This window comes from Chryseobacterium indologenes (assembly GCF_001295265.1).
Taxonomy (GTDB): Bacteria; Bacteroidota; Bacteroidia; order Flavobacteriales; family Weeksellaceae; genus Chryseobacterium; species Chryseobacterium indologenes_A.
The window spans coordinates 68,922-92,389 of the sequence record NZ_LJOD01000010.1 but is presented as its reverse complement, the minus strand read 5'-3'; the positions used below and the strand labels follow the sequence as shown (position 1 = coordinate 92,389).

Annotated in this window: 34 protein-coding genes; 7 read left to right on the top strand and 27 right to left on the bottom strand. The window is 38.2% G+C overall.

Annotated features, from left to right (window positions below):
- Nucleotides 1–22 precede the first annotated feature (22 nt).
- The 27 genes from rpsD to AOB46_RS15035 all read right to left on the bottom strand — a co-directional run bounded on the left by rpsD (nt 23) and on the right by AOB46_RS15035 (nt 13,379).
- Nucleotides 23–631 (bottom strand): 30S ribosomal protein S4, encoded by a 609-nt coding sequence (rpsD, locus tag AOB46_RS15160; protein ID WP_062700853.1) that lies wholly within the window; start codon nt 629–631, stop codon nt 23–25.
- 19 nt (nt 632–650) lie between these two features.
- Complete coding sequence (gene rpsK, locus AOB46_RS15155; RefSeq protein WP_039364102.1) at nt 651–1,040, bottom strand: 30S ribosomal protein S11; 390 nt, start codon at nt 1,038–1,040, stop codon at nt 651–653.
- 12 nt (nt 1,041–1,052) lie between these two features.
- Complete coding sequence (rpsM, locus tag AOB46_RS15150) at nt 1,053–1,430, bottom strand: 30S ribosomal protein S13 (RefSeq protein WP_002983260.1); 378 nt, start codon at nt 1,428–1,430, stop codon at nt 1,053–1,055.
- A 9-nt stretch (nt 1,431–1,439) separates the two neighbouring features.
- A complete protein-coding gene (gene rpmJ, locus AOB46_RS22955; protein WP_007839480.1) occupies nt 1,440–1,556 on the bottom strand; it encodes a 50S ribosomal protein L36 in 117 nt (38 codons plus the stop codon).
- Nucleotides 1,557–1,669: 113 nt separating this feature from the next.
- Nucleotides 1,670–1,885, bottom strand: a complete 216-nt coding sequence (infA, locus tag AOB46_RS15145) for a translation initiation factor IF-1 (RefSeq protein ID WP_034684855.1) — start codon at nt 1,883–1,885, stop codon at nt 1,670–1,672.
- A 3-nt stretch (nt 1,886–1,888) separates the two neighbouring features.
- Nucleotides 1,889–3,268 (bottom strand): preprotein translocase subunit SecY, encoded by a 1,380-nt coding sequence (gene secY / locus AOB46_RS15140; protein WP_062700851.1) that lies wholly within the window; start codon nt 3,266–3,268, stop codon nt 1,889–1,891.
- Nucleotides 3,269–3,277: 9 nt separating this feature from the next.
- Nucleotides 3,278–3,727, bottom strand: a complete 450-nt coding sequence (gene rplO / locus AOB46_RS15135; protein WP_062700849.1) for a 50S ribosomal protein L15 — start codon at nt 3,725–3,727, stop codon at nt 3,278–3,280.
- Nucleotides 3,728–3,748: 21 nt separating this feature from the next.
- Nucleotides 3,749–3,925 (bottom strand): 50S ribosomal protein L30, encoded by a 177-nt coding sequence (gene rpmD, locus AOB46_RS15130; protein ID WP_029297759.1) that lies wholly within the window; start codon nt 3,923–3,925, stop codon nt 3,749–3,751.
- 11 nt (nt 3,926–3,936) lie between these two features.
- Entirely contained in the window at nt 3,937–4,458 is a 522-nt protein-coding gene (gene rpsE / locus AOB46_RS15125) for a 30S ribosomal protein S5 (RefSeq protein ID WP_034703137.1), read from the bottom strand.
- Between the two features lie 20 nt (nt 4,459–4,478).
- Nucleotides 4,479–4,832, bottom strand: a complete 354-nt coding sequence (gene rplR / locus AOB46_RS15120; RefSeq protein WP_062700848.1) for a 50S ribosomal protein L18 — start codon at nt 4,830–4,832, stop codon at nt 4,479–4,481.
- A 15-nt stretch (nt 4,833–4,847) separates the two neighbouring features.
- Nucleotides 4,848–5,393, bottom strand: coding sequence for a 50S ribosomal protein L6 (rplF, locus tag AOB46_RS15115; RefSeq protein WP_062700845.1), 546 nt, complete (start codon nt 5,391–5,393; stop codon nt 4,848–4,850).
- 17 nt (nt 5,394–5,410) lie between these two features.
- Nucleotides 5,411–5,809 (bottom strand): 30S ribosomal protein S8, encoded by a 399-nt coding sequence (rpsH, locus tag AOB46_RS15110; protein ID WP_062700843.1) that lies wholly within the window; start codon nt 5,807–5,809, stop codon nt 5,411–5,413.
- A 144-nt stretch (nt 5,810–5,953) separates the two neighbouring features.
- Nucleotides 5,954–6,223: a 30S ribosomal protein S14 gene (gene rpsN / locus AOB46_RS15105; RefSeq protein ID WP_002983233.1), complete on the bottom strand. Its 270-nt coding sequence runs from the start codon at nt 6,221–6,223 to the stop codon at nt 5,954–5,956.
- A gap of 3 nt (nt 6,224–6,226) precedes the next feature.
- Nucleotides 6,227–6,778 carry a 50S ribosomal protein L5 gene (gene rplE, locus AOB46_RS15100; RefSeq protein WP_062700841.1) on the bottom strand — a complete coding sequence of 184 codons (552 nt, stop codon included), beginning with the start codon at nt 6,776–6,778 and terminating at the stop codon, nt 6,227–6,229.
- A 13-nt stretch (nt 6,779–6,791) separates the two neighbouring features.
- Complete coding sequence (gene rplX / locus AOB46_RS15095) at nt 6,792–7,118, bottom strand: 50S ribosomal protein L24 (RefSeq protein WP_062700839.1); 327 nt, start codon at nt 7,116–7,118, stop codon at nt 6,792–6,794.
- A 21-nt stretch (nt 7,119–7,139) separates the two neighbouring features.
- The gene (rplN, locus tag AOB46_RS15090; protein WP_007839504.1) at nt 7,140–7,508 is read right to left on the bottom strand and encodes a 50S ribosomal protein L14; all 369 of its coding nucleotides are present in this window, start codon (nt 7,506–7,508) and stop codon (nt 7,140–7,142) included.
- Nucleotides 7,509–7,510: 2 nt separating this feature from the next.
- The gene (rpsQ, locus tag AOB46_RS15085; protein WP_027381310.1) at nt 7,511–7,765 is read right to left on the bottom strand and encodes a 30S ribosomal protein S17; all 255 of its coding nucleotides are present in this window, start codon (nt 7,763–7,765) and stop codon (nt 7,511–7,513) included.
- Between the two features lie 12 nt (nt 7,766–7,777).
- Nucleotides 7,778–7,963, bottom strand: coding sequence for a 50S ribosomal protein L29 (gene rpmC / locus AOB46_RS15080; RefSeq protein ID WP_062700837.1), 186 nt, complete (start codon nt 7,961–7,963; stop codon nt 7,778–7,780).
- 12 nt (nt 7,964–7,975) lie between these two features.
- Nucleotides 7,976–8,401: a 50S ribosomal protein L16 gene (rplP, locus tag AOB46_RS15075; RefSeq protein WP_062700835.1), complete on the bottom strand. Its 426-nt coding sequence runs from the start codon at nt 8,399–8,401 to the stop codon at nt 7,976–7,978.
- 98 nt (nt 8,402–8,499) lie between these two features.
- Complete coding sequence (rpsC, locus tag AOB46_RS15070) at nt 8,500–9,246, bottom strand: 30S ribosomal protein S3 (RefSeq protein WP_062700833.1); 747 nt, start codon at nt 9,244–9,246, stop codon at nt 8,500–8,502.
- A 7-nt stretch (nt 9,247–9,253) separates the two neighbouring features.
- The gene (rplV, locus tag AOB46_RS15065; RefSeq protein WP_002983214.1) at nt 9,254–9,652 is read right to left on the bottom strand and encodes a 50S ribosomal protein L22; all 399 of its coding nucleotides are present in this window, start codon (nt 9,650–9,652) and stop codon (nt 9,254–9,256) included.
- A gap of 2 nt (nt 9,653–9,654) precedes the next feature.
- Nucleotides 9,655–9,933: a 30S ribosomal protein S19 gene (gene rpsS / locus AOB46_RS15060; RefSeq protein ID WP_002983209.1), complete on the bottom strand. Its 279-nt coding sequence runs from the start codon at nt 9,931–9,933 to the stop codon at nt 9,655–9,657.
- Between the two features lie 2 nt (nt 9,934–9,935).
- Complete coding sequence (gene rplB / locus AOB46_RS15055; RefSeq protein ID WP_062700831.1) at nt 9,936–10,757, bottom strand: 50S ribosomal protein L2; 822 nt, start codon at nt 10,755–10,757, stop codon at nt 9,936–9,938.
- A 22-nt stretch (nt 10,758–10,779) separates the two neighbouring features.
- Nucleotides 10,780–11,070 carry a 50S ribosomal protein L23 gene (rplW, locus tag AOB46_RS15050; RefSeq protein ID WP_062700829.1) on the bottom strand — a complete coding sequence of 97 codons (291 nt, stop codon included), beginning with the start codon at nt 11,068–11,070 and terminating at the stop codon, nt 10,780–10,782.
- Between the two features lie 3 nt (nt 11,071–11,073).
- Nucleotides 11,074–11,703: a 50S ribosomal protein L4 gene (gene rplD, locus AOB46_RS15045; RefSeq protein ID WP_062700827.1), complete on the bottom strand. Its 630-nt coding sequence runs from the start codon at nt 11,701–11,703 to the stop codon at nt 11,074–11,076.
- On the bottom strand, nt 11,694–12,320 hold the full coding sequence (gene rplC, locus AOB46_RS15040) for a 50S ribosomal protein L3 (RefSeq protein WP_034678007.1): 627 nt from the start codon (nt 12,318–12,320) through the stop codon (nt 11,694–11,696). Before rplC ends, rplD begins: the two co-directional genes overlap by 10 nt.
- Before the next feature lie 294 nt (nt 12,321–12,614).
- The gene (locus AOB46_RS15035; RefSeq protein ID WP_062700825.1) at nt 12,615–13,379 is read right to left on the bottom strand and encodes a DeoR/GlpR family DNA-binding transcription regulator; all 765 of its coding nucleotides are present in this window, start codon (nt 13,377–13,379) and stop codon (nt 12,615–12,617) included.
- A 116-nt stretch (nt 13,380–13,495) separates the two neighbouring features.
- On the opposite strand from AOB46_RS15035, the gene AOB46_RS15030 reads away from it, so the two are divergent.
- The 7 genes from AOB46_RS15030 to AOB46_RS15000 all read left to right on the top strand — a co-directional run bounded on the left by AOB46_RS15030 (nt 13,496) and on the right by AOB46_RS15000 (nt 23,400).
- Nucleotides 13,496–15,094, top strand: a complete 1,599-nt coding sequence (locus AOB46_RS15030; protein ID WP_062700823.1) for a glycerol-3-phosphate dehydrogenase/oxidase — start codon at nt 13,496–13,498, stop codon at nt 15,092–15,094.
- 10 nt (nt 15,095–15,104) lie between these two features.
- Complete coding sequence (glpK, locus tag AOB46_RS15025; RefSeq protein ID WP_062700821.1) at nt 15,105–16,601, top strand: glycerol kinase GlpK; 1,497 nt, start codon at nt 15,105–15,107, stop codon at nt 16,599–16,601.
- 25 nt (nt 16,602–16,626) lie between these two features.
- A complete protein-coding gene (locus AOB46_RS15020) occupies nt 16,627–17,358 on the top strand; it encodes an MIP/aquaporin family protein (RefSeq protein WP_062700819.1) in 732 nt (243 codons plus the stop codon).
- Nucleotides 17,359–17,375: 17 nt separating this feature from the next.
- A complete protein-coding gene (locus tag AOB46_RS15015) occupies nt 17,376–18,176 on the top strand; it encodes a hypothetical protein (RefSeq protein WP_117590581.1) in 801 nt (266 codons plus the stop codon).
- A 203-nt stretch (nt 18,177–18,379) separates the two neighbouring features.
- A complete protein-coding gene (locus tag AOB46_RS15010) occupies nt 18,380–19,546 on the top strand; it encodes a T9SS type A sorting domain-containing protein (protein ID WP_062700817.1) in 1,167 nt (388 codons plus the stop codon).
- Between the two features lie 82 nt (nt 19,547–19,628).
- Nucleotides 19,629–20,600, top strand: coding sequence for a hypothetical protein (locus AOB46_RS15005; RefSeq protein ID WP_062700815.1), 972 nt, complete (start codon nt 19,629–19,631; stop codon nt 20,598–20,600).
- Between the two features lie 76 nt (nt 20,601–20,676).
- Nucleotides 20,677–23,400, top strand: a complete 2,724-nt coding sequence (locus AOB46_RS15000; protein WP_062700813.1) for a hypothetical protein — start codon at nt 20,677–20,679, stop codon at nt 23,398–23,400.
- Nucleotides 23,401–23,468: the final 68 nt, after the last annotated feature.

Below are 23,468 nucleotides of genomic sequence, written 5' to 3'. Positions count from 1 at the left end.
GAGCAAAAATTTGATTAAAAAATTATTTAGAGTAAAGTTCGACGATAAGGTTCTCCTTGATGTCTTCCGGAATCTGGATTCTTTCAGGAGCAGAAATGAAGGTACCTTCTTTCTTCTCATCGTTGAATTGTAACCACTCATAATTTGCTTTAGAAGCTAATGCATCAGTAACAACTTCAAGAGACTTAGATTTTTCTCTAACAGCGATTACATCACCAGCTTTAACCAAATACGAAGGGATATTAAGAATTTCTCCGTTCACAGTGATGTGTCTGTGAGAAACTAATTGTCTAGCAGCAGATCTTGTTTTAGCAAAACCTAATCTGTATACTACGTTGTCCAGTCTAGATTCGCAAAGTTGTAATAGTACTTCCCCTGTTACCCCTTTACTTCTGTGTGCTTTTTCGAATAAGTTAGCAAACTGTCTTTCTAAGATACCGTAAGTATATTTAGCTTTTTGTTTTTCAGCCAGCTGAACTGCATATTCTGATTTTTTAGCACCTCTTCTCTTGTTAGGACCGTGTTGTCCTGGCGGTTGGTTTTTTCTTTTTTCGAAGTTTTTGTCATCTCCGTAGATTGCAGCACCAAACTTTCTAGCAATCTTAGTTTTAGGTCCAATATATCTTGCCATAATGGGTAAATTCTAAAAATTAAACTCTTCTTCTTTTCGGTGGTCTACATCCATTGTGTGGCATAGGAGTCACATCAACGATTTCACTAACTTCAATTCCTGAATTGTGGATCGTTCTGATAGCAGATTCTCTACCTGCACCAGGACCTTTCACAAACACCTTCACTCTTCTTAAACCAGCTTCGTGAGCTACAGCAGAGCAATTTTCAGCTGCCATTTGAGCAGCAAATGGAGTATTCTTTTTAGAACCTCTGAATCCCATTTTACCGGCAGAAGCCCAAGAGATAACCTCTCCGTTTTTATTTGTTAAAGAAATGATGATGTTATTGAAAGAAGCCTGAATATGTGCTTCACCAATAGCTTCAACTTTTACTTTTCTTTTTTTAACTACTTTAGTTTGTTTTGCCATAATTCCTAACGATTATTTACTAGCTTTTTTCTTGTTAGCAACAGTTTTTCTCTTCCCTTTACGTGTTCTAGAGTTGTTTTTCGTTCTCTGGCCTCTTAAAGGTAATCCTAGTCTGTGACGTATTCCTCGTTGGCATCCTATGTCCATCAATCTCTTGATGTTCAATTGCACTTCAGATCTCAATTCTCCTTCTACTTTTACGTTTTCAGAGATATAGGTTCTGATTGCAGCCAATTCATCGTCATTCCATTCGTTGACTTTCTTGTCTTCGCTGATACCGGCAGCTTTAAGGATTTCAGAAGAAGTACTTCTTCCTACTCCGTAGATGTAAGTTAAACCGATAACACCTCTTTTGTTTTTTGGTAAATCAATACCTGCAATTCTCGCCATAATTTAATGTTAGCCTTGTCTTTGTTTAAATTTTGGGTTCTTTTTGTTGATTACAAACAGTACACCTTTTCTGCGTACGATTTTGCAGTCAGCACTTCTTTTTTTAATTGATGCTCTAACTTTCATTTGATAGTATTTATTTTTACTAATGCTCAATGGAATCTTTCGATTTCATTTTTGATAGTATTTATTTTTCAACAAGAGCCAAATGGAATATTTATTCCATTTGGCATTTGTTTTTAATATCTAAATGTGATTCTCCCTTTGGTTAAATCATAGGGAGACATTTCTAGTTTTACCTTGTCTCCAGGTAAAAGTTTAATATAATGCATTCTCATTTTGCCAGAGATATGAGCAATAAGAATATGCCCATTTTCCAGCTCTACACGGAACTGAGCGTTCGAAAGAGCTTCCGTTATAACGCCGTCTTGTTCAATATGTTTTTGTTTTGCCATAAATTAATATCCAGTCGTTCTTGACAATTTAGACTGCATTAAGCCATCATAGTGATGGTTCAGCAGATACGTATTAATCTGTTGAACAGTATCTAAAATTACTCCCACCATAATCAATAGTGACGTTCCCCCGAAAAATAGGGCAAACGCATCTGTCTGAACAAAGCTTCCATGCACAATTGCCGGAAGGACTGCAAAGATAGATAAAAAAATTGCACCTGGCAAGGTAATTTTTGATAAAATATCATCTAAATAATCAGCTGTTTCTTTACCGGGTCTTACTTTCGGTACTAAACCTCCATTTCTCTTCAAATCATCAGCCATCTGGTTTACCGGAATTGTAATCGCAGTATAGAAAAATGAGAAGATAATAATTAATAGCGCAAACAATACGTTGTACTGCCAGCTAAAAACATTCTTGAAACCTGCAAGAAAAGTATTGGACTCATCGAATTTCGTTAATAATCCTGGTACGAACATCAATGCCTGAGCAAAGATGATTGGCATTACACCAGCAGCATTTACTTTCAATGGAATCCATTGTCTTGCTCCCTGCATAAGATTTCTGTTTACACCTCCTCTTGCTTGAGCTCTGCTTACATACTGAATTGGAATTTTTCTAACAGCTACCGATAGGATCACCGCCAAAAGAACAACCAACATCCAGAATAATACTTCAATAAGGATCATGATAGACCCCATTCCTCCTTTTCCGTTCTGCACAGCCATTTCCTGTACGAATGCTTCAGGTAATCTTGAAAGGATCCCCACCATAATAAGGATAGAGATACCGTTTCCGATACCTTTGTCGGTGATTTTTTCACCTAACCACATTGCGAATACTGAACCGGCAACCAGGATAACAATACTTGGTAACCAGAACATGATAGAATTTGGCTCTTGAAAATAAGCAGACTGGAATTGAGCATACGGTAAGAATAATTGAGTAATTGAGGTTAAATAAGAAGGAGCCTGTACTAAACAAACACCAATTGTTAACCATCTTGTAATCTGATTCAATGTATTTCTACCTGACTCTCCATCTTTCTGAAGCTTCTGAAGATAAGGAATAGCCATCCCCATCAACTGAACAATAATAGAAGCAGAAATATAAGGCATGATCCCCAACGCCATTACGGAAGCGTGGCTGAAAGCTCCCCCCGTAAACGACGAAAGCAAGCCAAGGAGACCTGCTCCTTGCTTGTTACCGCCTTGATTTTTATAATGCTCTAAGAGATCTCCCACTTCTGCAAGGTTAATTGCGGGAAGTGAGATATAAGATGCGAATCTATACACAAGGATAATACCTAACGTAAAGAGAATTTTTTCTCTTAGTTCCTTTAGGCTCCAAATATTTTTAAGTGTTTGTATAAATTCTTTCATTAGTAAGTATTATAAGGTAATTGCTTTTCCACCTGCTTTAGCAATAAGCTCTTCAGCAGATTTAGTGAATTTGTCAGCAGAGATTGAAACCGCAGATTTCAATTCTCCTCTACCCATAATTTTCACTAATTCGTTTTTAGAAACTAAACCGTTTTGTACTAAAACTTCTTTCGTGATATCTCCAGTGATGGATTTGTTCTCGATTAAAGTTTGGATAGTATCAAGGTTAACTCCTCTAAACTCTTTTCTGTTTACGTTTTTGAAACCGAATTTCGGTAATCTTCTTTGTAAAGGCATTTGTCCACCTTCAAAACCGATCTTCTGAGAATAACCAGCTCTAGACTTCTGACCTTTGTGACCTTTTGTAGATGTACCTCCTTTTCCAGTACCCTGACCTCTACCAATTCTTTTTGAGTTGAAAGTAGATCCTGCAGCAGGTTTTATGTTATTTAAATTCATTTTAATTTCTCTTTTTTAAAATTATTTTTGAACTTCAAGTAAGTGGCTCACTGCAGCGATCATTCCTAAGATGGAAGGAGTAGCTTCATGTTCTACAACTTGGTGAAGTTTTTTTAATCCTAATGCTTCAAGCGTTCTCTTTTGGGTTTTTGTTCTTCCAATAGCGCTTCTTACTTGCTTTACTTTGATTGTTGCCATTGTTTTAATTATTAACCGTTAAACACTTTACTTAGAGAAACTCCTCTCATTCTAGCGATTTCTTCAGGTCTTCTGATGTCTAATAACGCTTTGAAAGTAGCTTTCACCACGTTGTGAGGGTTAGAAGATCCTTTAGATTTTGAAAGGATATCGTGAATACCAGCAGATTCCAATACCGCTCTTACCGCACCACCGGCGATAAGTCCTGTACCGTGAGAAGCAGGTCTTAAGAAGATGTCTGCACCACCGTATCTTGCTGTAGTCTGGTGAGGGATTGTGTGGTTCATTACAGGAACTTTCACAAGGTTTTTCTTAGCATCTTCAACTGCTTTAGCAATTGCAGAAGCAACCTCTTTAGATTTTCCAAGACCGTGACCGATTACTCCGTCTTCATTACCTACTACAACGATAGCAGAAAATCCGAAAGCTCTACCTCCTTTGGTTACTTTTGTTACTCTGTTAACAGCTACGAGACGATCTTTTAATTCTAATCCTCCCGGTTTTACTCTTTCTATATTATCTAGTCCTAACATATTTTCCGAAATTTTTATGATTAGAATTTAAGTCCTCCTTCTCTCGCACCATCAGCCAAAGCTTTTACTCTACCGTGGTATACGAAACCGTTTCTGTCAAATACAATACTTTCAATTCCTGCAGCAATCGCTTTAGCAGCAATAGCTTTACCTACAGCAACAGAAACTTCAGTCTTGGTTCCTTTAGCATCTACACCTTTTTCTCTTGAAGAAGCTGATGCCAGAGTTGTACCATTTTTATCATCGATTAACTGAGCGTAAATTTCCTTATTACTTTTGTATACAGATAATCTTGGCAATTCAGAAGAACCAGAGATTTTCCCTCTTACTCTTCTTTTGATTCTTATTCTTTTTTCTAATTTACTTAATGCCATAATACTTATAATTTATTAAGCAGATTTACCAGCTTTACGTCTAACATTTTCTCCTACGAATCTTACACCTTTTCCTTTGTATGGCTCAGGCTTTCTGAAAGAACGGATCTTTGCAGCTACCATCCCTAGAAGTTGGTTGTCGTGAGACGTTAAAGTAATAATTGGGTTTTTACCTTTTTCAGTCAATGTATCTACTTTTACTTCGTTTGGAAGTTCCAATACGATACCGTGAGAGAATCCTAAAGCTAACTCAAGTTTTTGACCTGCGTGTGAAGCTCTATATCCTACCCCTACTAGTTCAAGTTTCTTTTCGAAACCTGCACTTACACCAACAACCATGTTGTTGATTAACGCTCTGTATAAACCGTGAAGCGCTTTGTGTTGCTTAGAATCAGATGGTCTGTTTACATTAAGTTCACCATCTTTTTGTTCTATAGTAATTCCTGCTGTAAGCTCCTGAGAAAGTTCTCCTTTTGCTCCTTTTACTGTTACTACACCGTTGTTTTCAGTGATCGTAACTCCAGCTGGAATTGTTATAATTGCTTTACCAATTCTTGACATTTTCCTCTGATTAAAAATTAATAAACATAGCAGATTACTTCACCGCCTACTTTCTCTTCTCTAGCTTTCTTATCAGTCATTACTCCTTTAGAAGTAGAGATGATAGCTATACCCAAACCGTTTAGTACTCTTGGAAGCTCAGCTGAACCTTTGTACTGTCTCAAACCTGGTCTTGAAGCTCTCTGAATAGACTTAATAGCAGGTTTGTTAGTTTGCTTATCATACTTTAAAGCGATTTTGATCGAACCCTGAACAGCGCTATCCTCAAACTTGTAGTTTAAGATATACCCCTGATCAAATAAGATCTTAGTAATCTCCTTTTTGATTTTCGATGCAGGAATTTCCACCACTTTGTGGCCTGCGCTTTGTGCGTTCCTTACTCTTGTTAGGAAATCTGAAATTGGATCTGTTACCATTTTTCTTTTTTAAAATTATTGGTTAAAGACAATCAGTTTTGTAAAGACTTGAAGAGTAAAATATCAGACTTCAGAAATCTTCGGTCTGATATTTTTTATCTTTAGTATCTGAACAACTTAATTGTCCGGATTAATTAGTAATTATTACCAACTGGCTTTTCTTACTCCCGGGATAAGTCCGTTGTTGGCCATTTCTCTGAAAGTTACTCTGGAAATACCAAACGTTCTCATGTATCCTCTTGGTCTACCTGTTAGTTTACATCTGTTGTGTAATCTTACAGGAGAAGCATTTTTAGGTAATTTTTGAAGTCCTTCATAATCACCCGCTTCTTTTAGAGCTTGTCTTTTTGCAGCGTATTTAGCAACTAGTGCTTCTCTTTTGCGCTCACGCGCTTTCATTGATTCTTTAGCCATTTCTTAGTTCTTTTTAAATGGTAAACCGAAGTGAGTTAATAATGCTTTAGCTTCTTTATCAGTTTTCGCAGTAGTAACGAAAGTGATGTCCATCCCCTGGATTTTCTTCACTTTATCGATTGCGATTTCCGGGAAGATAATCTGCTCAGTAATACCTAAATTGTAATTACCTCTACCATCGAAACCATCTGCTTTAATACCAGAGAAATCTCTGATACGTGGCAAAGCAGAAGAAGTAAGTCTGTCTAAGAATTCATACATTCTCTGAGCTCTTAGGGTTACTTTAGCACCTACAGGCATACCTTTTCTCAACTTGAAAGCAGCTTCGTCTTTCTTAGAGATAGTTCCTACTGCTTTCTGGCCAGTAATCATCGTTAATTCTTCTACAGCATAATCAATGATTTTCTTATCTGCAGTAGCATCACCTAAACCTTGTGAAATAACGATTTTCTCTAATTTAGGTACTTGCATGATTGACTTGTACCCAAATTCTTCCATCATTGCAGGAACAATTTTCTCTTGATATATTTTTTTGGGTCTTGCTATAAATTCCATGTGTTAATTTAAATTATAAAGTTTCACCCGTTTTTTTGTTGATTCTTACTTTCTTATCTCCATCGATTTTGTAACCAACTTTGATAGCTTTTCCGTCTTTACCAACTAAAGCTACGTTTGAGATATGAATAGAAGCTTCTTTTTCAGTAATTCCACCTTGAGGATTAGAAGCTGAAGGCTTAACGTGTTTTTTAACGATGTTAAGACCTGCAACGATTACTCTTGGATCTCTTCCTTCTTTTTTGATCACTTCAATAACTTCACCTGTTTTACCTTTGATATCTTTCTTACCAGTAGTAATGATTACGTTATCTCCTCTTTTTATTTTTAACTTTGACATTTTCTTTAAAAATTTTAAAAATTAAAGTACTTCAGGAGCTAATGAAATGATTTTCATATATTCTTTGTCTCTCAACTCACGAGCAACCGGTCCGAAAACACGTGTTCCTCTCATTTCTCCCGCTGCGTTCAGTAATACACAAGCATTATCTTCGAATTTGATGTATGAACCATCTTTTCTTCTTACTGCTTTTTTAGTTCTTACTACTACAGCTTTAGATACCTGACCTTTTTTAGCGTTTCCTGATGGTGTAGAATCCTTGATAGTAACAACGATTTTATCACCAACTGAAGCATATCTTCTTCTGGTTCCTCCCAGAACTCTGATAACTAGTACTTCTTTTGCACCTGTATTATCAGCAACTTTTAATCTTGATTCTGTTTGTAACATTATTACTTAGCTTTTTCAATGATTCTTACTAATCTCCATCTCTTGTTCTTGCTCAAAGGTCTAGTTTCCTGGATCAGAACTGTATCTCCTTCGTTGCATTCGTTGTTCTCGTCGTGTGCAGTATATTTTTTCGTTTTTAATACGAATTTACCGTACATCGGGTGTTTCATTCTCATCGTTTCACTAACAACAATGGTCTTTTCCATTTTATTGCTGGAAACCACTCCGATTCTTTCTTTTCTTAAATTTCTATCCATTGTAAAATGAAATTATTGTTTGTTAGTTAACTCAGTATTTAGTCTTGCGATTGTTCTTCTCAAATCTTTGATTTGAATAGGGTTTTCAATTGGGCTGATCTTGTGAGCCAATTTCAGTTTTGAATATTGAGCTTTCAGTTCAGCAAGTTTCGCTTGAATATCCCCTGCGCTTAAATTTTTAATATCAGCTTGTTTCATTGTATTCAAAGATTATAGAGGTTTAACAAAATCGTTAGCAACTACGAATTTAGTAACTACCGGTAATTTCTGTGCAGCAAGTCTAAGAGCTTCTTTCGCAACTTCGTAAGGAACACCTCCTACTTCGAACATAATTTTACCTGGTTTTACTACAGCTACCCAATATTCAACAGCACCTTTACCTTTACCCATACGTACTTCCGCTGGTTTCTTAGTAATAGGCTTATCCGGGAATATTTTGATCCATAGCTGACCTTCTCTCTTCATATATCTTGTCGCAGCGATACGCGCAGCTTCAATCTGTCTTGCAGTGATCCAAGCTCCTTCAATAGCTTTGATTCCAAAAGTTCCGTAAGCAAGTTGACTACCTCTCTGGGCATTCCCCTTCATCTTCATCTTGTGAACTCTACGGAATTTGGTTCTTTTTGGTTGTAACATAATTTCTAAATTTTAGATTTTAGATTTTAGATTTTAGATTTTTTTTAATTTTAAAAAAGTAACGGTAATTTAAAATTCAAAATTTCTAATCTAAAATTTTAATTATTATTGTTATTGTTGTTTTTTCTAGGTCTTCTGTTATCTCTGTCTCCACCTCTGTTTCCTCCTCCAGCAGGACCTCCTTTTTTCTGTTGTCCCACTAATGGAGAAAGTTCTCTTTTACCGTAAACTTCTCCTTTCATGATCCAAACTTTTACTCCCAGTCTACCGTAAGTAGTGTGAGCTTCAGCCCAGTGATAATCAATATCAGCTCTGAAAGTAGACAATGGAATTCTTCCTTCTTTGAAAGATTCGCTTCTTGCCATTTCAGCACCGTTCAATCTACCAGAGATCTGAACTTTGATACCTTCAGCACCCATTCTCATTGTACTTGCCATAGCCATTTTAACAGCTCTTCTGTAAGAGATTCTGTTTTCAATCTGCTTAGCAATACTGTCAGCTACTAATACTGCGTCAAGTTCAGGTCTTTTGATTTCGAAGATATTGATTTGAATATCCTTACCTGTAAGTTTCTTCAATTCTTCTTTCAATTTATCAACTTCCTGACCTCCTTTACCGATGATAAGCCCCGGTCTAGCAGTAGTAATTGTAACTGTTACTAATTTTAGTGTTCTTTCAATATAGATTTTTGAAATTCCACCTTTAGATAATCTAGCCTCAAGGTATCTTCTGATTTTGTAGTCTTCTGCGATTCTGTCTCCATAATCGTTTCCACCAAACCAGTTAGAATCCCATCCTCTGATGATACCTAATCTATTACCAATTGGATTTGTCTTCTGTCCCATACCTTGATTAATTTTCTTTATTACCTAAGATTAATGTAACGTGGTTAGATCTTTTTCTGATTCTATACCCTCTACCTTGTGGAGCTGGTCTTAGTCTCTTCAATTGTCTTGCACTATCCACGAAGATTTCTTTAACGATAAGGTTTGCTTCTTCAATATCCGCACCTTCGTTTTTCACCTGCCAGTTTGCCATAGCAGAAAGAAGTAATTTTTCTAACTTGTTAGAAGCATCCTTCTTAGAATATTTTAGGATATAAAGTGCTTTATCTACCTGCTCTCCTCTAATGATATCAGCAACTAATCTCATTTTTCTTGGAGAAGACGGGCAATTATTTAGTGAAGCTTTTACAACGTCTTTGTTAGCTTCTTTTCTTGCGATTGAACTATCTTGTTTTCTTGATCCCATGATTATCTGCTTCCTTTGTTTTTGTTACCACCATGACCTCTGAAAGATCTTGTTGGAGAAAATTCGCCTAACTTGTGACCAACCATGTTTTCTGTAACATATACAGGGATAAAAGATTTCCCGTTGTGTACAGCAATAGTTTGTCCTACGAAGTCCGGAGAGATCATCGATGCTCTAGACCAAGTTTTGATAACTGTCTTTTTACCAGACTCTATATTTGCCTGAACCTTCTTATCTAAAGTATGATGAATGAATGGTCCTTTTTTAAGTGATCTTGCCATAATTATTTTCTTTTAGATACGATGTAACGGTTAGACACTTTGTTTTTCTTTCTAGTTTTGTAACCTTTAGCCGGCTTACCGTTTCTAGATCTTGGGTGACCTCCTGAAGAACGTCCTTCACCACCACCCATTGGGTGATCTACAGGGTTCATTACAACCGCTCTTGTTCTTGGTCTTCTACCTAACCATCTGCTTCTACCTGCTTTACCAGATACTGTTAACTGGTGATCTGAGTTGGAAACTGAACCAATCATTGCGATACATTCAGTAAGGATCATTCTTGATTCTCCTGAAGGCAATTTAATGATGGCATATTTTCCGTCTCTTGAAGTTAATTGAGCTGAAGAACCAGCACTTCTTGCTAAAATAGCACCTTGTCCAGGCTTCATTTCAATACAAGAAATTACAGTACCCAATGGAATATTTTTCAATTTCATTGCGTTACCTACGTTAGGTTCTACGTTCTCACCAGCGATAACTTTCTGGTCAACTTTGATACCGTTTGGAGCGATGATATATCTCTTCTCTCCGTCTGCGTATTCAACTAGAGCGATGAAAGCAGTTCTGTTTGGATCGTATTCTACAGTTTTTACCGTTCCTTCAACATCAAATTTATTTCTCTTGAAGTCAATAATTCTGTATTTCTTTTTGTGTCCACCTCCGGTGTAACGCATGGTCATTTTACCTGTTTGGTTACGTCCACCTGACTTTTTAATACCAACTGTAAGAGATTTCTCTGGCTTATTGGTAGTAATTTCCTCAAAATTGTTTACAACTCTGAATCTCTGTCCCGGGGTGATAGGTTTTAATTTTCTAACAGACATTACTATTATTTATAATTAATAATTAATTTACAGCAAAAATATCGATAACCTCACCTTCAGCAAGCTTGATTACCGCTTTTTTCAATTTGTTTGTCTTTCCTACTTGAAGACCTTTTTTAGTGTACTTTGAAGAAATCTTCGGAGCATAAATCATTGTGTTAACGTCTGCTACTTTTACACCGTAAGCTGCTTCAACAGCCTTTTTGATCTCGATTTTATTCGCCTTAGGATTCACTAAGAAAGAATAAGAACCTCTTAAATCTGTAAGGTAATTAGCCTTTTCTGAAATAACTGGTTTAATAATAACTGACATGATTTATTTCTTTAAATTTTCCTGGAATTTTTCAACTGCACCTTCGAAGAATACAACTTCACCTGCGTTTACTAAGTCATAAGAACTCACTTCGTTGAAGTTCATTACTTTAGTTTTAGGTAAGTTTCTTGAAGACAAATATACATTCTTGTTAGCTTCAGGAAGGATAAATAAAGCTTTCTTATCGTTCAACGCCAAAGCATTTAATACGTTGATGAAATCTTTAGTTTTAGGAGCGTTTAAGCTCAGATCTTCCATAACTTTGATGCTGTTGTCTCTCATTTTTTGAGATAAAACAGATTTTTTTGCTAATCTCTTAAGAGCTTTGTTCAGTTTGAATCTGTAGTCTCTTGGTTTTGGTCCGAATACTCTACCTCCACCTCTGAATACTGGAGATTTAATATCACCATATCTTGCAGATCCTGATCCTTTTTGCTTCTTAAGCTTTTTAGTAGAAGCAGTGATTTCGCTTCTTTCTTTTGCTTTATGAGTCCCTTGTCTTTGTGCTGCAAGGTACTGTTTAACTTCTAAGTAAACCGCGTGCTGATTTGGCTCAATTCCGAATACTGTTTCGTCTAGAGTTACTTTTCTTCCGGTCTCTTTTCCTGATGTATTTAATACTACTAGTTCCATTTTCTGATAATTACATAAGAATTTTTAGCTCCCGGAACAGCACCTTTTACTACTAAAAGATTTTGTTCTTGATCCACTTTTAATACCTGAAGGTTTTGTACAGTTACCTGCTTACCTCCCATTCTACCCGCCATTCTCATTCCTTTGAATACTCTCGAAGGATCCGATCCAGCACCGATAGAACCTGGAGCTCTAAGTCTGTTGTGCTGACCATGAGTAGCTTGCATTACACCTCCAAATCCGTGTCTTTTAACAACACCTTGGAAACCTTTACCTTTTGAAGTTCCTGTTACGTCAACATATTCTCCTTCAGAGAACAAATCAACTTTTACTTCTTCTCCTACTTTCACCTCATCAACGAATTCTCTGTAGAATTCCACCAATTTAGCTTTAGGAGCAGAACCAGCCTTTTTGAAATGACCAGCTAACGCTTTACCTACGTTCTTCTCACTCTTGTCATCGAAACCTAACTGAACTGACTTGTAGCCGTCCTTTTCTATGGTTCTGACCTGTAAAACCGAGCATGGACCAGCCTGAATAACTGTACAAGGAATGTTTTTTCCTTCTTCGTTAAACAAAGATGTCATACCGATTTTTTTACCAATAATACCTGACATTGTTTATATTATAATAAAATTTATCCTTTATTTATCCCCATTTTCCGGAAGTCTGAAGTAATTTCTAATTCTGATATAGGCATACTACGCTCCTAAAATGAGTGTGCAAATTTATGAATAATTTTATAACTGACAAATATTTACAGCAAAATATTTTGATTTTTAATCAATTAGATGATTTTGAAAAAACTCCGGTGAAATTTTAGCCCGGATTATTTGGAATTTAGAAAAAGAAATCAGAAAGAGGACTATTTTAAATCTAAACCTTAGCTTCAAATCTTACCCAAACTAAGATTATTTTATAATTACAATAACGCCTGCTTCTTCCAGTCCGGTCTTATCCTCTTCCGAAATCCCGTCGTCAGTGATCAGATAATCTACTTTATCCAGAGAAGCTATTTTACCAAAACCTTTTTTATTCAGCTTTGTGGAATCCGCAAGAATAATCACCTGGTCTGCACAATCTATCATCACCTGATTCAGATGAGCTTCCGCAGCATTCGAAGTACTGATCCCAAATTCAAGATCAATCCCGTCTACACCCAGAAAAAGTTTATTACAAGAAAACTGCCTCAGAATAGTTTCAGAAATGGAACCTACGATGGAAGTAGAACTTTTTCTAACCTCTCCTCCTAATTGTATAATAGTAATATTAGGATTATTACACAATTCAATAGCTACCCTTAAAGAAGATGTCAAAACAGTTAATGAACCAAAATTGACCAGCATCCTTGCCAGATAATGCATCGTAGTTCCTGAAGCCAGGATAATACAGTCATTTTCCTGAATAAGCTCTACGGCAGCTTTTACAATTCCCTGTTTCGCCTCTACATTAATATTCTCCTTTTCATTCACATTTCTTTCATAAGCATACCTTACATGCTTGCTGGCTCCTCCATGATTACGAAAAAGCAGACCTAAACTTTCGAGATAATTCAGATCCTTTCGGACCGTAACTGAAGAAACATTGAACTTTTCGCACAGGTCCTGCACCAGCACATGCCCTTTCTCATCCAGCTCTTTTAATATTTCATCATGCCTTGGTATCAACTTTTCCATTCTTATTGTTTCATCAAAAATACCATTTTTTTTCGAAAGTGTTAAAATTTCATTTATTTTCTTTATGTTTCGTTTTTAATTTATATATTTGAAAACGAAACATAAACGAAACATTTATGAAACGAAATGAAGAAATCAGCAAGCTAGCCAGCGTTCAGGAATGGGATTTCATTGTCATCGGAGGCGGAGCCAGCGGTCTGGGTTCAGCATTAGATGCTGCAAGCAGAGGATTTAAAACCCTCCTTCTTGAATCCCATGATTTTGCAAAAGCAACATCAAGCCGCAGTACCAAGCTGGTACACGGAGGAGTAAGATACCTGGCACAGGGAGACATAGGATTGGTAAGAGAAGCATTGAAAGAAAGAGGGCTTTTGGCAAAAAATGCAGCTCATGTGGTAAAAAACCAGTCTTTCATTATTCCAAACTATACCTGGTGGGGAGGGATTTATTATAAAATAGGACTTTCCATTTATGATTTTCTTGCCGGAAAACTAAGCTTAGGAAAAACAAAATACATCAACAAATCTAAAACGATTGAAAAACTCCCAACCATTGAGCAGCATGGCCTGGCCAGCGGAGTAGTTTATCAGGACGGACAGTTTGATGATGCACGACTTGCCGTTAACCTGGCACAAACCCTTATAGAAAAAGGAGGAAGCGCTATTAATTATATGAAAGTGACCGGACTTCTGAAGAATGATTTCGGAAAAATATCCGGAGTTGCAGCAGAAGACCAGTTTTCTCAGAAAAAATATGAGCTTCGTGCAAAGGCAGTGATCAACGCAACAGGAGTATTTACGAATGACATTCTGAACATGAATAACCCCAGACATGGAAAATACGTTGTACCAAGCCAGGGAATCCATCTTGTTCTGGATAAATCATTTTTGAAAAGTGATGATGCCATCATGATCCCCAAAACATCAGACGGAAGAGTTCTTTTTGTAGTCCCGTGGCATGACCGTGCTCTTGTAGGAACCACAGACACCTTACTGGAAAAACCAAGCTTTGAGCCTCACGCCCTGGAATCTGAAATTAATTTCGTTTTAGAAACCGCAAGACAATACCTGTCAAAGAAACCTACCCGTGAAGATGTAAAATCTGTTTTTGCAGGACTAAGACCTCTTGCAGCCCCAAAAGAAGGAGGTAAAAGCACAAAAGAAGTTTCCAGAAGCCACAAGGTTATCGCTTCAGATACAGGATTGGTTTCCATCATTGGAGGTAAATGGACCACTTATCGGAAAATGGCAGAAGACACCATTGATAAATCTGTAGAAGTTTTACAGCTGAAAGCAGGTCCTTCACAAACAGAGCATATGTCTATTCATGGTAACATTCAATCTGAACTTGTTGACCGCAGCAGCCACCTCTATGTATACGGATCTGATATTCCTGCTATAAAATCATTACAGAGCACCGATCCCCGGTTTGCACAGAAAATCCATCCCGATCATGCCTTCACCATTGCGGAAGCGGTATGGGCCATAAGATATGAAATGGCAGAAACCATTGAAGATATTCTTGCCAGAAGAGTTCGTCTTCTGTTTTTAGATGCAAGGGCCGCTATAGACAGCGCGCAAACCATTGCACAACTCATCGCTGAAGAAAAAAGATATTCTGAAGAATGGATTCAGCAGCACACGAGCGAATTCATTGATTTAGCAAAAGGCTATTTATTAACACCATATTCCCCTCAAACATTCAACAAAAACTAAACGATCCGGTATGAAAGAAAAACTGATTCTCGCTTTAGATCAGGGAACAACCTCTTCCAGAGCAATTCTATTCAATCACAGTGGAGCTATAGAATATATATCCCAGAAAAATTTTGAACAAATATTCCCCACTCCCGGCTGGGTAGAACATGACCCCAACGAAATATGGTCTTCTCAAATTTCTGTTGCCGCGGAAATCATTGCCAAAGCCGGAATTTCCGGGCTGGAAGTCGCTGCCATCGGAATTACCAATCAGAGAGAAACGACAATTGTTTGGGACAAAGAAACGGGCGAACCTGTTTACAACGCTATTGTATGGCAGGACAGAAGAACATCCAAATACTGCGATGAACTGAAGGAACAGGGACACGCCGAAATCATCAGGGAGAAAACGGGACTTGTGCTGGATGCTTATTTTTCTGCCACCAAATTAAAATGGATCCTGGACAATGTAGAAGGAGCCAGAGAAAAAGCAGCAGCAGGCCGGTTATGCTTTGGAACAGTTGATACCTGGCTGGTATGGAAGCTTACCCGTGGAAAAATGTTTATTACCGATGTATCCAACGCCAGCAGAACCATGCTTCTGAATATTCACACTCTGGAGTGGGATGAAGATCTTCTGCAGTTATTTGATATTCCAAGGTCTGTTCTTCCTGAAGTAAAGCAGAGCAGTGAAATCTACGGCGAAACTGCAACCACTTTATTCTCCACCAAAATCCCAATTGCCGGAATTGCAGGAGACCAGCAGGCCGCTTTATTCGGGCAGATGTGCATCACTCCCGGAATGGTTAAGAATACTTACGGAACAGGATGCTTCTTATTGATGAATACGGGAAAAGAAGCTGTATCCTCCAAAAATAATTTACTCACAACAGTTGCCTGGAAAATCAACAATGAAGTAAACTATGCTCTTGAAGGGAGTGTATTTGTAGGCGGAGCGGCTATCCAATGGCTGAGAGACGGTCTAAAGCTTATCCATTCTTCAGATGAAGTGAATAATCTGGCTGCAAGTGTTGAAGATAACGGAGGTGTTTATTTTGTTCCTGCTCTTACAGGATTGGGAGCTCCTTATTGGGACCAGTATGCAAGAGGAACTATGGTAGGCATTACCCGGGGAACTACTGACGGGCATATCGCCAGAGCAACCCTGGAAGGAATAGCATTTCAGGTATATGATATTGTAAAATCTATGGAAGCAGATTCCGGAAGAGCAAGCCTTGAACTGAGAGTAGATGGCGGAGCTTCGGCAAGTGATCTTCTGATGCAGATCCAGTCTGATCTTTTCGGATTTAAAATCACCCGGCCAAAAACCCTCGAAACAACAGCATTAGGTGCGGCTTATCTGGCTGGCCTTGCTGTGGGATACTGGAAAGATATTGATGAAATTCAGGCTCAATGGATTGTAGATAAAGACTTTCATCCGCAGCTTGAAAAAGAAAAGGCAGAAAAAATGATTGATACCTGGAACAAAGCAGTATCGCGTGCCCAAAACTGGATTGAAGATTAATTCCACTGAAAACAAAATTAAAACTATGACTCCATTTGTAGCAGAAATCATCGGAACCATGCTGATGATACTTTTAGGAAACGGCGTAGTGGCCAACGTTGTTTTAAAGGATACCAAAGGAAATAATTCCGGATGGATTGTAATTACCACCGCGTGGGCATTGGCTGTGTTTGTAGGTGTAACGGTTGCAGGACCAGTCAGCGGAGCCCATCTGAATCCGGCTGTAACTTTGGGATTGGCTTTTGCAGGAAAGTTCTCCTGGGATCTTGTTCCCACCTATATTGCCGGAGAAATGACCGGTGCAATGCTGGGTGCTTTTCTGGTTTGGCTGTTTAATAAAGACCATTTTGCCATCACAGAAGATGAAGGTGCTAAGCTGGCCTGCTTCAGTACAGGTCCGGCCATCAGAAAACCTGTTTCCAATATAACCAGTGAAATTATCGGAACTTTCGTTCTGGTGTTTGTCATCTTTCATTTTGCGGACCCAAGCGTTACTTTAAATAATGATCCGACTGCAAAAATCGGCTTAGGAAGTATGGGAGCGCTCCCTGTAACTTTATTGGTCTGGGCAATCGGGTTGTCTTTGGGCGGAACAACCGGATATGCCATTAATCCCGCAAGAGATCTTGGTCCAAGAATTATGCATGCTATTCTTCCGGTAAAGGGGAGCAGCGACTGGAGCTACGCATGGATTCCTATTGCGGGCCCAATCATCGGAGCAATTCTGGCAGCTTTACTATATGGAGCATTAAGGTAACCACTAACGCTTACACAATGAAAAAACTCTTTTATACAGGCCTGGTTTTACTAGGCACAGGGAATCTTTTTGCTCAGGAAAGCACAGAAAACCAGAAAGACAGCAGATTAGATTTTACGATGAATATCCAGAACAACCATTTGTGGAGAGGATTGATCATTACGGACAAACCTGTTGTTATGGGAAATCTTTCCTATGCTCTGGATGCTGAAAAGAAATGGAAGATGGGAATCTGGGGAGCTTCTGCGTTGGCTGATGATAAAGACAATACTCATTATAAGGAAATCAATTATTACATTCAATATTCAGATGGCCGTTTTTATATCGGGCTTTGGGATCTCTACAACTCCAGGAATATCAATACTGCTGTTGCTGCGGATGATATTTTCAGTTATTCGCGAAGGAGGACAGCTCACATCATCGATCTGAGAACCAACTATACTTTCGGACCTTCTTTTCCTTTAAATATAGAGGCAGACATTATGCTTTACGGAGGGGCTAATGCAGGAGAAGTTGTTCTGAACGATGACGGAAGCTATGAAAGGAACAAATATTCCACCTATCTTCAGGTCAGCTACCCTGTAATTTCCGGCAGGAAAATCAATCTGGATGCTTTTGCAGGGGTTGGATTCGCTATTAATGACAGACATTTCCTGTATGGGAACGGCAAAAACAGCTTCGATATTGTTAACGTAGGTCTAAAAGCAGGCAAAACCATTAAAATCACGGATCATTACAATCTCCCGGTCTCCATGATGGCGATGTGGAATCCGTCTAATAAATTCGCCAGAATTCAGCTGGCTGCAACTGTTTTTTAATCTCAAAAAAACCGAACCAATTATATAAAGACCATTTCACTCCGAAGTGGTCTTTATTTTTTAAGAACATTCAAATTACAACGCACTTATCAGAGTCTTTGAAACAGTTATTAGACAATCAAACGCATTTATTAGCTCTTGGCTGAATCTCATGCAGTATTTAAATAAATTCGTAACACATTAAACACCAAAAATTTATTATCATGAAAAGACATCTATTAAACCTTAAAAATATTGTTGCGGGAGCAATGATATTTTCCGCTGGAGTGATGAATGCCCAACAATGGGAAATTACCGGAAATTCAGGTATCACGAGCACTAACTATGTAGGAACAAATGAGCAGTCTTATTTATTTTTAAGAACCGGCGGTTCTCTTCCCAATCCGGGACAGGCCTTTTTAACAAGCCCCGGATCGTTTGTTGTAGACGCCGTAAATAATTCTAACGGGGTAAAAGCTAAAGGCAGCATTATTACCGGATCACAAAATATGCTTGGAGGAAATGCAAACAGCTCTATAGTAGGCGGCTGGGGAAACAGCTTACAGGCAAGCGGGGGTGCAAATCTTGTTGTAGGACAGACGAACACGGTATTAAATGACGCAGGAAAGTCAATAGCACTGGGGTGGAATAATACGGTCAGGGCTTCTAATCAGTTTGCCATTGGAGTTGGCGTGGACCTGACATCTGAATATTCCGGTGGGTTCGGGGTAGATCTTATTGCAACAGGAAACCGCTCTTTCGTTATAGGATCAGGAACACATGCTTCCACAAAGCTGACTAATTCGATTCCATATTCCATCATGTTCGGACTTTCAAAAAATTCAACAATGCTGATTAAAGACCAGCAGGTAGGTGTCCGTACCAATGCTCCAACGGCTAATTTCCATACGGTAGGAACTGTCCGGTTACAGGACCTTCCCAATGGATCCGGAAAGGCTCTGGTAGTAGATGCAGACGGAAATGTTATGGTAGCCTCTACCGCTTTGGCCAAGCAGGCTAATGATCAGACAGTAACTGAACTTCAAAATCAGATTGATGACCTTAAGCTGCAGGTTGATGAATTGAAAAGCCTTCTATTAAAACAAACGGGAATAAAAGATATTTCATCGGGTAACAGTGCCAGACTTTATCAGAATGTACCCAATCCTACAAAAGGGGAAACCAACATCAAATACTATCTTCCCAACGGGAGCAAAAACAGCAGTATAGAAATTTATTCTGCATCAGGCCAGTTGGTAAAATCTTTTCCTATAAGAGAAGCCGGTGAAGGTAATATTGCAGTAAACAATATAAAATCCGGGATGTATTTATACAAGCTATCTGTTGACGGTAAAACTATCGACACAAAAAAAATGCTTATTCAGGATTAATTCTTTGAACGCTGATACACTAAAATGCTGTCTCACTCTTGAGACAGCATCTTTTTTTGTTATATTTTCTTACTTTTAGAATATGAAAAAAATCTTAATTTTCTCTTTGTTATTCATTATATTCTCATGCAGTAAAAAGCAGGTTCACCCTTATACATTTTATTACTGGAAAACCCATCTGAAAATGGACCAGGAAGAAAAAAAAATATTGGATAAAGCTCCCGAACCTTTTCTCTATACCCGTTTCTTTGATGTTGACAAAGTTGGTGGAAAATTCCAACCTGTAGCTGTGATCACGAAAGACAACAGCTTTCAGACCTCCAAGCAGATTGTTCCTGTTGTTTTCATTACCAATCAATCTATGTTGCACATCTCACCGGAAGAGATCACATTTCTTGCGGAAAGCATTCATCAGGTGGTTCAGAAAAAAACCCGTGAATACCAGCTTAAGACCAATAATGAAATTCAGATCGACTGCGACTGGACAGCCGGCACACGGGACGATTATTTTAAATTTTTAAAGGAACTGAAAAGGGTTTCCGGAAAAGAGGTCACCTGTACCCTTCGGCTTCATCAGGTAAAGGATAAAAAGAATACGGGAATCCCACCTGTTGATAAAGTTTATCTGATGTGCTACTCTACTTCCTCTCCCCTGGAAAATACCAATAAAAATTCAATCCTGGATTTGGTTACGTTAAAAAATTACCTTTCAAAGCTTGAAGACTATCCTATTAAGAAAATTGAAGCAGCCCTGCCTATTTATTCATGGGGAATCGTTACCAACCACCTTGGCAGGCACCGGCTTATCAATGCCCTGTCTAAAAAGGATCTGGAAAATCCGGATTTCAAAAAAATCTCAGATCATGAAGTGGAAATTATGAAAGACGGGTTTTATTTCGGAAACTATCTAAACAAAGGCTTCAAAATAAAAACTGAAGAGATCTCTGAAGAGCAGCTTAAAGATGCCGTTGATTTCCTGGAGAAAAAAATACATGATTTTACTATTATTTATTATCAATTAGATGGTAAATTTGTGATGGGAAGGAATTTTTAATATTCTCAGCCTGTTTCAGGTATTTCCTGAAAGCAAAAAAGTTATTAACGACAACACTAAAAGCACTTGAATCTATATGAAAAAGTATATTCTTTCACTGGCAGTACTCTCTCTTTTCTATACGAAATCAGAGGCCTGCGCATGGTCAGATCCGGATTATGATTATTTTAATCTTTTTACTCAAAGTATTATTAAGGACAAATCCTATCTTCCGTTTCTGCATAACTACTCCAGCAGGTTTTATACCGGATATAATGCCGCTCTGATCCCTGATGATAATCTTAACACCTGGAAAAAGTTCTTTAACAATCAGCTTAGCTATGCTGAAACCCAAAACCTGGTGTACAAGATCAGCATGAACGACCTTAATGCTTTAAAAAAAGGAACTCCAGCCCATCCTCTCCTGCAAAAGTTAGGAACAGGATTCTATCAGAAATACCGTGAAGGCATTGATTATCTGATTGAAGCGAAATACCTGGAGCCCTACATGAGCATCAATTATGTTGAAAGTGAAAATTTATTTTATTACGGAGGCAGCAGCAATAAAGAAAATGCCACTTCTCTTGATTATCCTAAAACCATTGCGGCTTTAACTTCTCTGTATAATGCGGCTAAAAATCCTGAAATCAAACAGCGTTATGGTTATCAGCTGGTTCGTTTCAACCATTATACAAGAAATTATGATGCAGCAGTACAGGCCTTCAAAACCTATGTTGAGCCAATCAAACTGAAAGGTGCCGTTTATTTTATGGCACTTGACCAACTGGCCGGAGCTCAGAGAGGACTCGAAATGAACAGTGATGCCAACTGGAATTTCTTCCAGGTTTTTATGAATACAAAAGACCGTAAAGAATCGGCTTTTGTTTCGATGAAGCTCTCAGATACTGCTTCTTTCAGCAATATTATGAAAAGAGCAAATACGAATGAGGAAAAGAACATGGCTTATTTCCTGTTAGGCTATGAGGATTTCAACAACCCGATTCCTATCATGGAAAAGATGTATGACATCAACCCCGACTCTGAGATTCTGAAGGTAATGGCCGTACGAAGTATCAATGAACTGGAAAGAAGCTATCTTCCTACCTATTATTATTCTTCAGATGCCTCAACCCATCCGGCTGTTTCAAGAGGAAAAACCGATGGAAATACCAATTCCAAGGAGGATAAAGAAAGTACAGCAGCCCCTGAAGTGAAGGAGCAGAAGCTTTCTTTCTGGCAAAAGATTGTACGATTCTTCAAAAACCTTTTCGGAGGATCCAAATCTGATAAGACAGGAAATGCAAAAGCGGATCAAAGTGATGATGAATTATTGAACAACCCGAACAGAATTCCGTTTTACACGACAGGCTATGGATATGACGACGCCTCCAAAAACTACCTTGATGAGCTGGAAAAATTCACTTCAAAAACCAAAGAAAAATCTAAAGATGAGTATTGGCAGATTGCAGATGCCTATCTTAAGTTTTTAAAGAAAGATTATAAGGAAAGCACAGAAATCCTGAATGATATTAAAACAACCAACCCTGAATACATGGAGCAAATCAAGAGAATGAAAGTTCTTAACGATATTGTTTCCCAGCCTAAAATTGATGCTTCCTACGAAGATCATCTGATGAAGGATTATGCAGAATATTTTGTGGAAAAAGAGGTGAAGCAGGATACCGCCAATACCGATTATGATTATTATGGTGAAGCTCCTTCCACAGCCTCCTTCCTTAAAGATGTCCTTGCCAACAGATATTTCCTCCAGGGAGAAGACGGAAAGTCATATTTAATGAACAATAAGCTTTCAGATCTTCAGTACAACCCGAATTCAAGCCTGGTAAAAAGTGTTGAGGACTTTTACAGAAAGCCGAATAAAACACAGTTTGAACAACAGATCATTGCTAAAAATATGGACAGCGTAGGAAATATTGATGCTTTCTTCAACACAATCTATGGTGACAGAGCCATGAGGCAGGCGGAGTTTGAAAAAGCCAAATCCTATTACGAAAAAGCCCGGAACTTTGCCGGAATTCCAAGGCTGAACTACGACTGGACAGAAAAAGACGGCCAGAAGATCACCCAGAAACAGTACGCTCCAACAGAGTATGACGGTTTCAGAAATATTTCAGATCTTGTTTTCGGGCATAATGTATGGGAAAGTTTTGGCAGCCCTGATACCGAAAGTATGAAGGCTGAAAATTATTCAGAATTCCCGTTCATTAAAAGTACCATGAATAAAGTGGAACTTGCTGATGCACTTATCCAGTTGAAAAAGATTGGAGCCGGAACCGGTGAAAAGGCAGCAAAAGCGGATCAGCTGATCGGAAATTTACTTTACAATACTTCTATTTTAGGATATTACCGCCAGCTCTTTGTAATGGATATTGATAACAGCAACGGAGGAAAATATGATTTCTGGAACACAGCAAGAAAAAATCCGTACCAATATTATTATAAAAACTTTACGAATACTTCTTATATTGAACCTGACAATTTTGATCTGGCTATCAGCTATTATCAAAAGGCTCTTAAACTTTCCACCGATAAAGAACAAAAAGCCAGAATCCTGTTCCAGATGGCCAGCGCCGAGCAGGGAAAATATTATCAGTACGAAGAGAAGAATCGGCCTGATATTGATTATTCAGATCCTAAATGGTCTGAAAAAGAACAGGCTCATCAGGCCGAACTGGACAATCTGAAAAACCAGAAATACAGAACCTATTTTGCCCAGCTGAAAGCCCAATATGCCGATACCCAGGCAGCCAGCGCCCTGATGGGAAGCTGCAGCTATTTCAGTTATTTTATGAAAAGATAATTGAGAAAGGAAGTTGGAGGTTGGAAGAAGGAAGTTTACCTAAGCCTGAAAGACGGAAACAGAGCTTC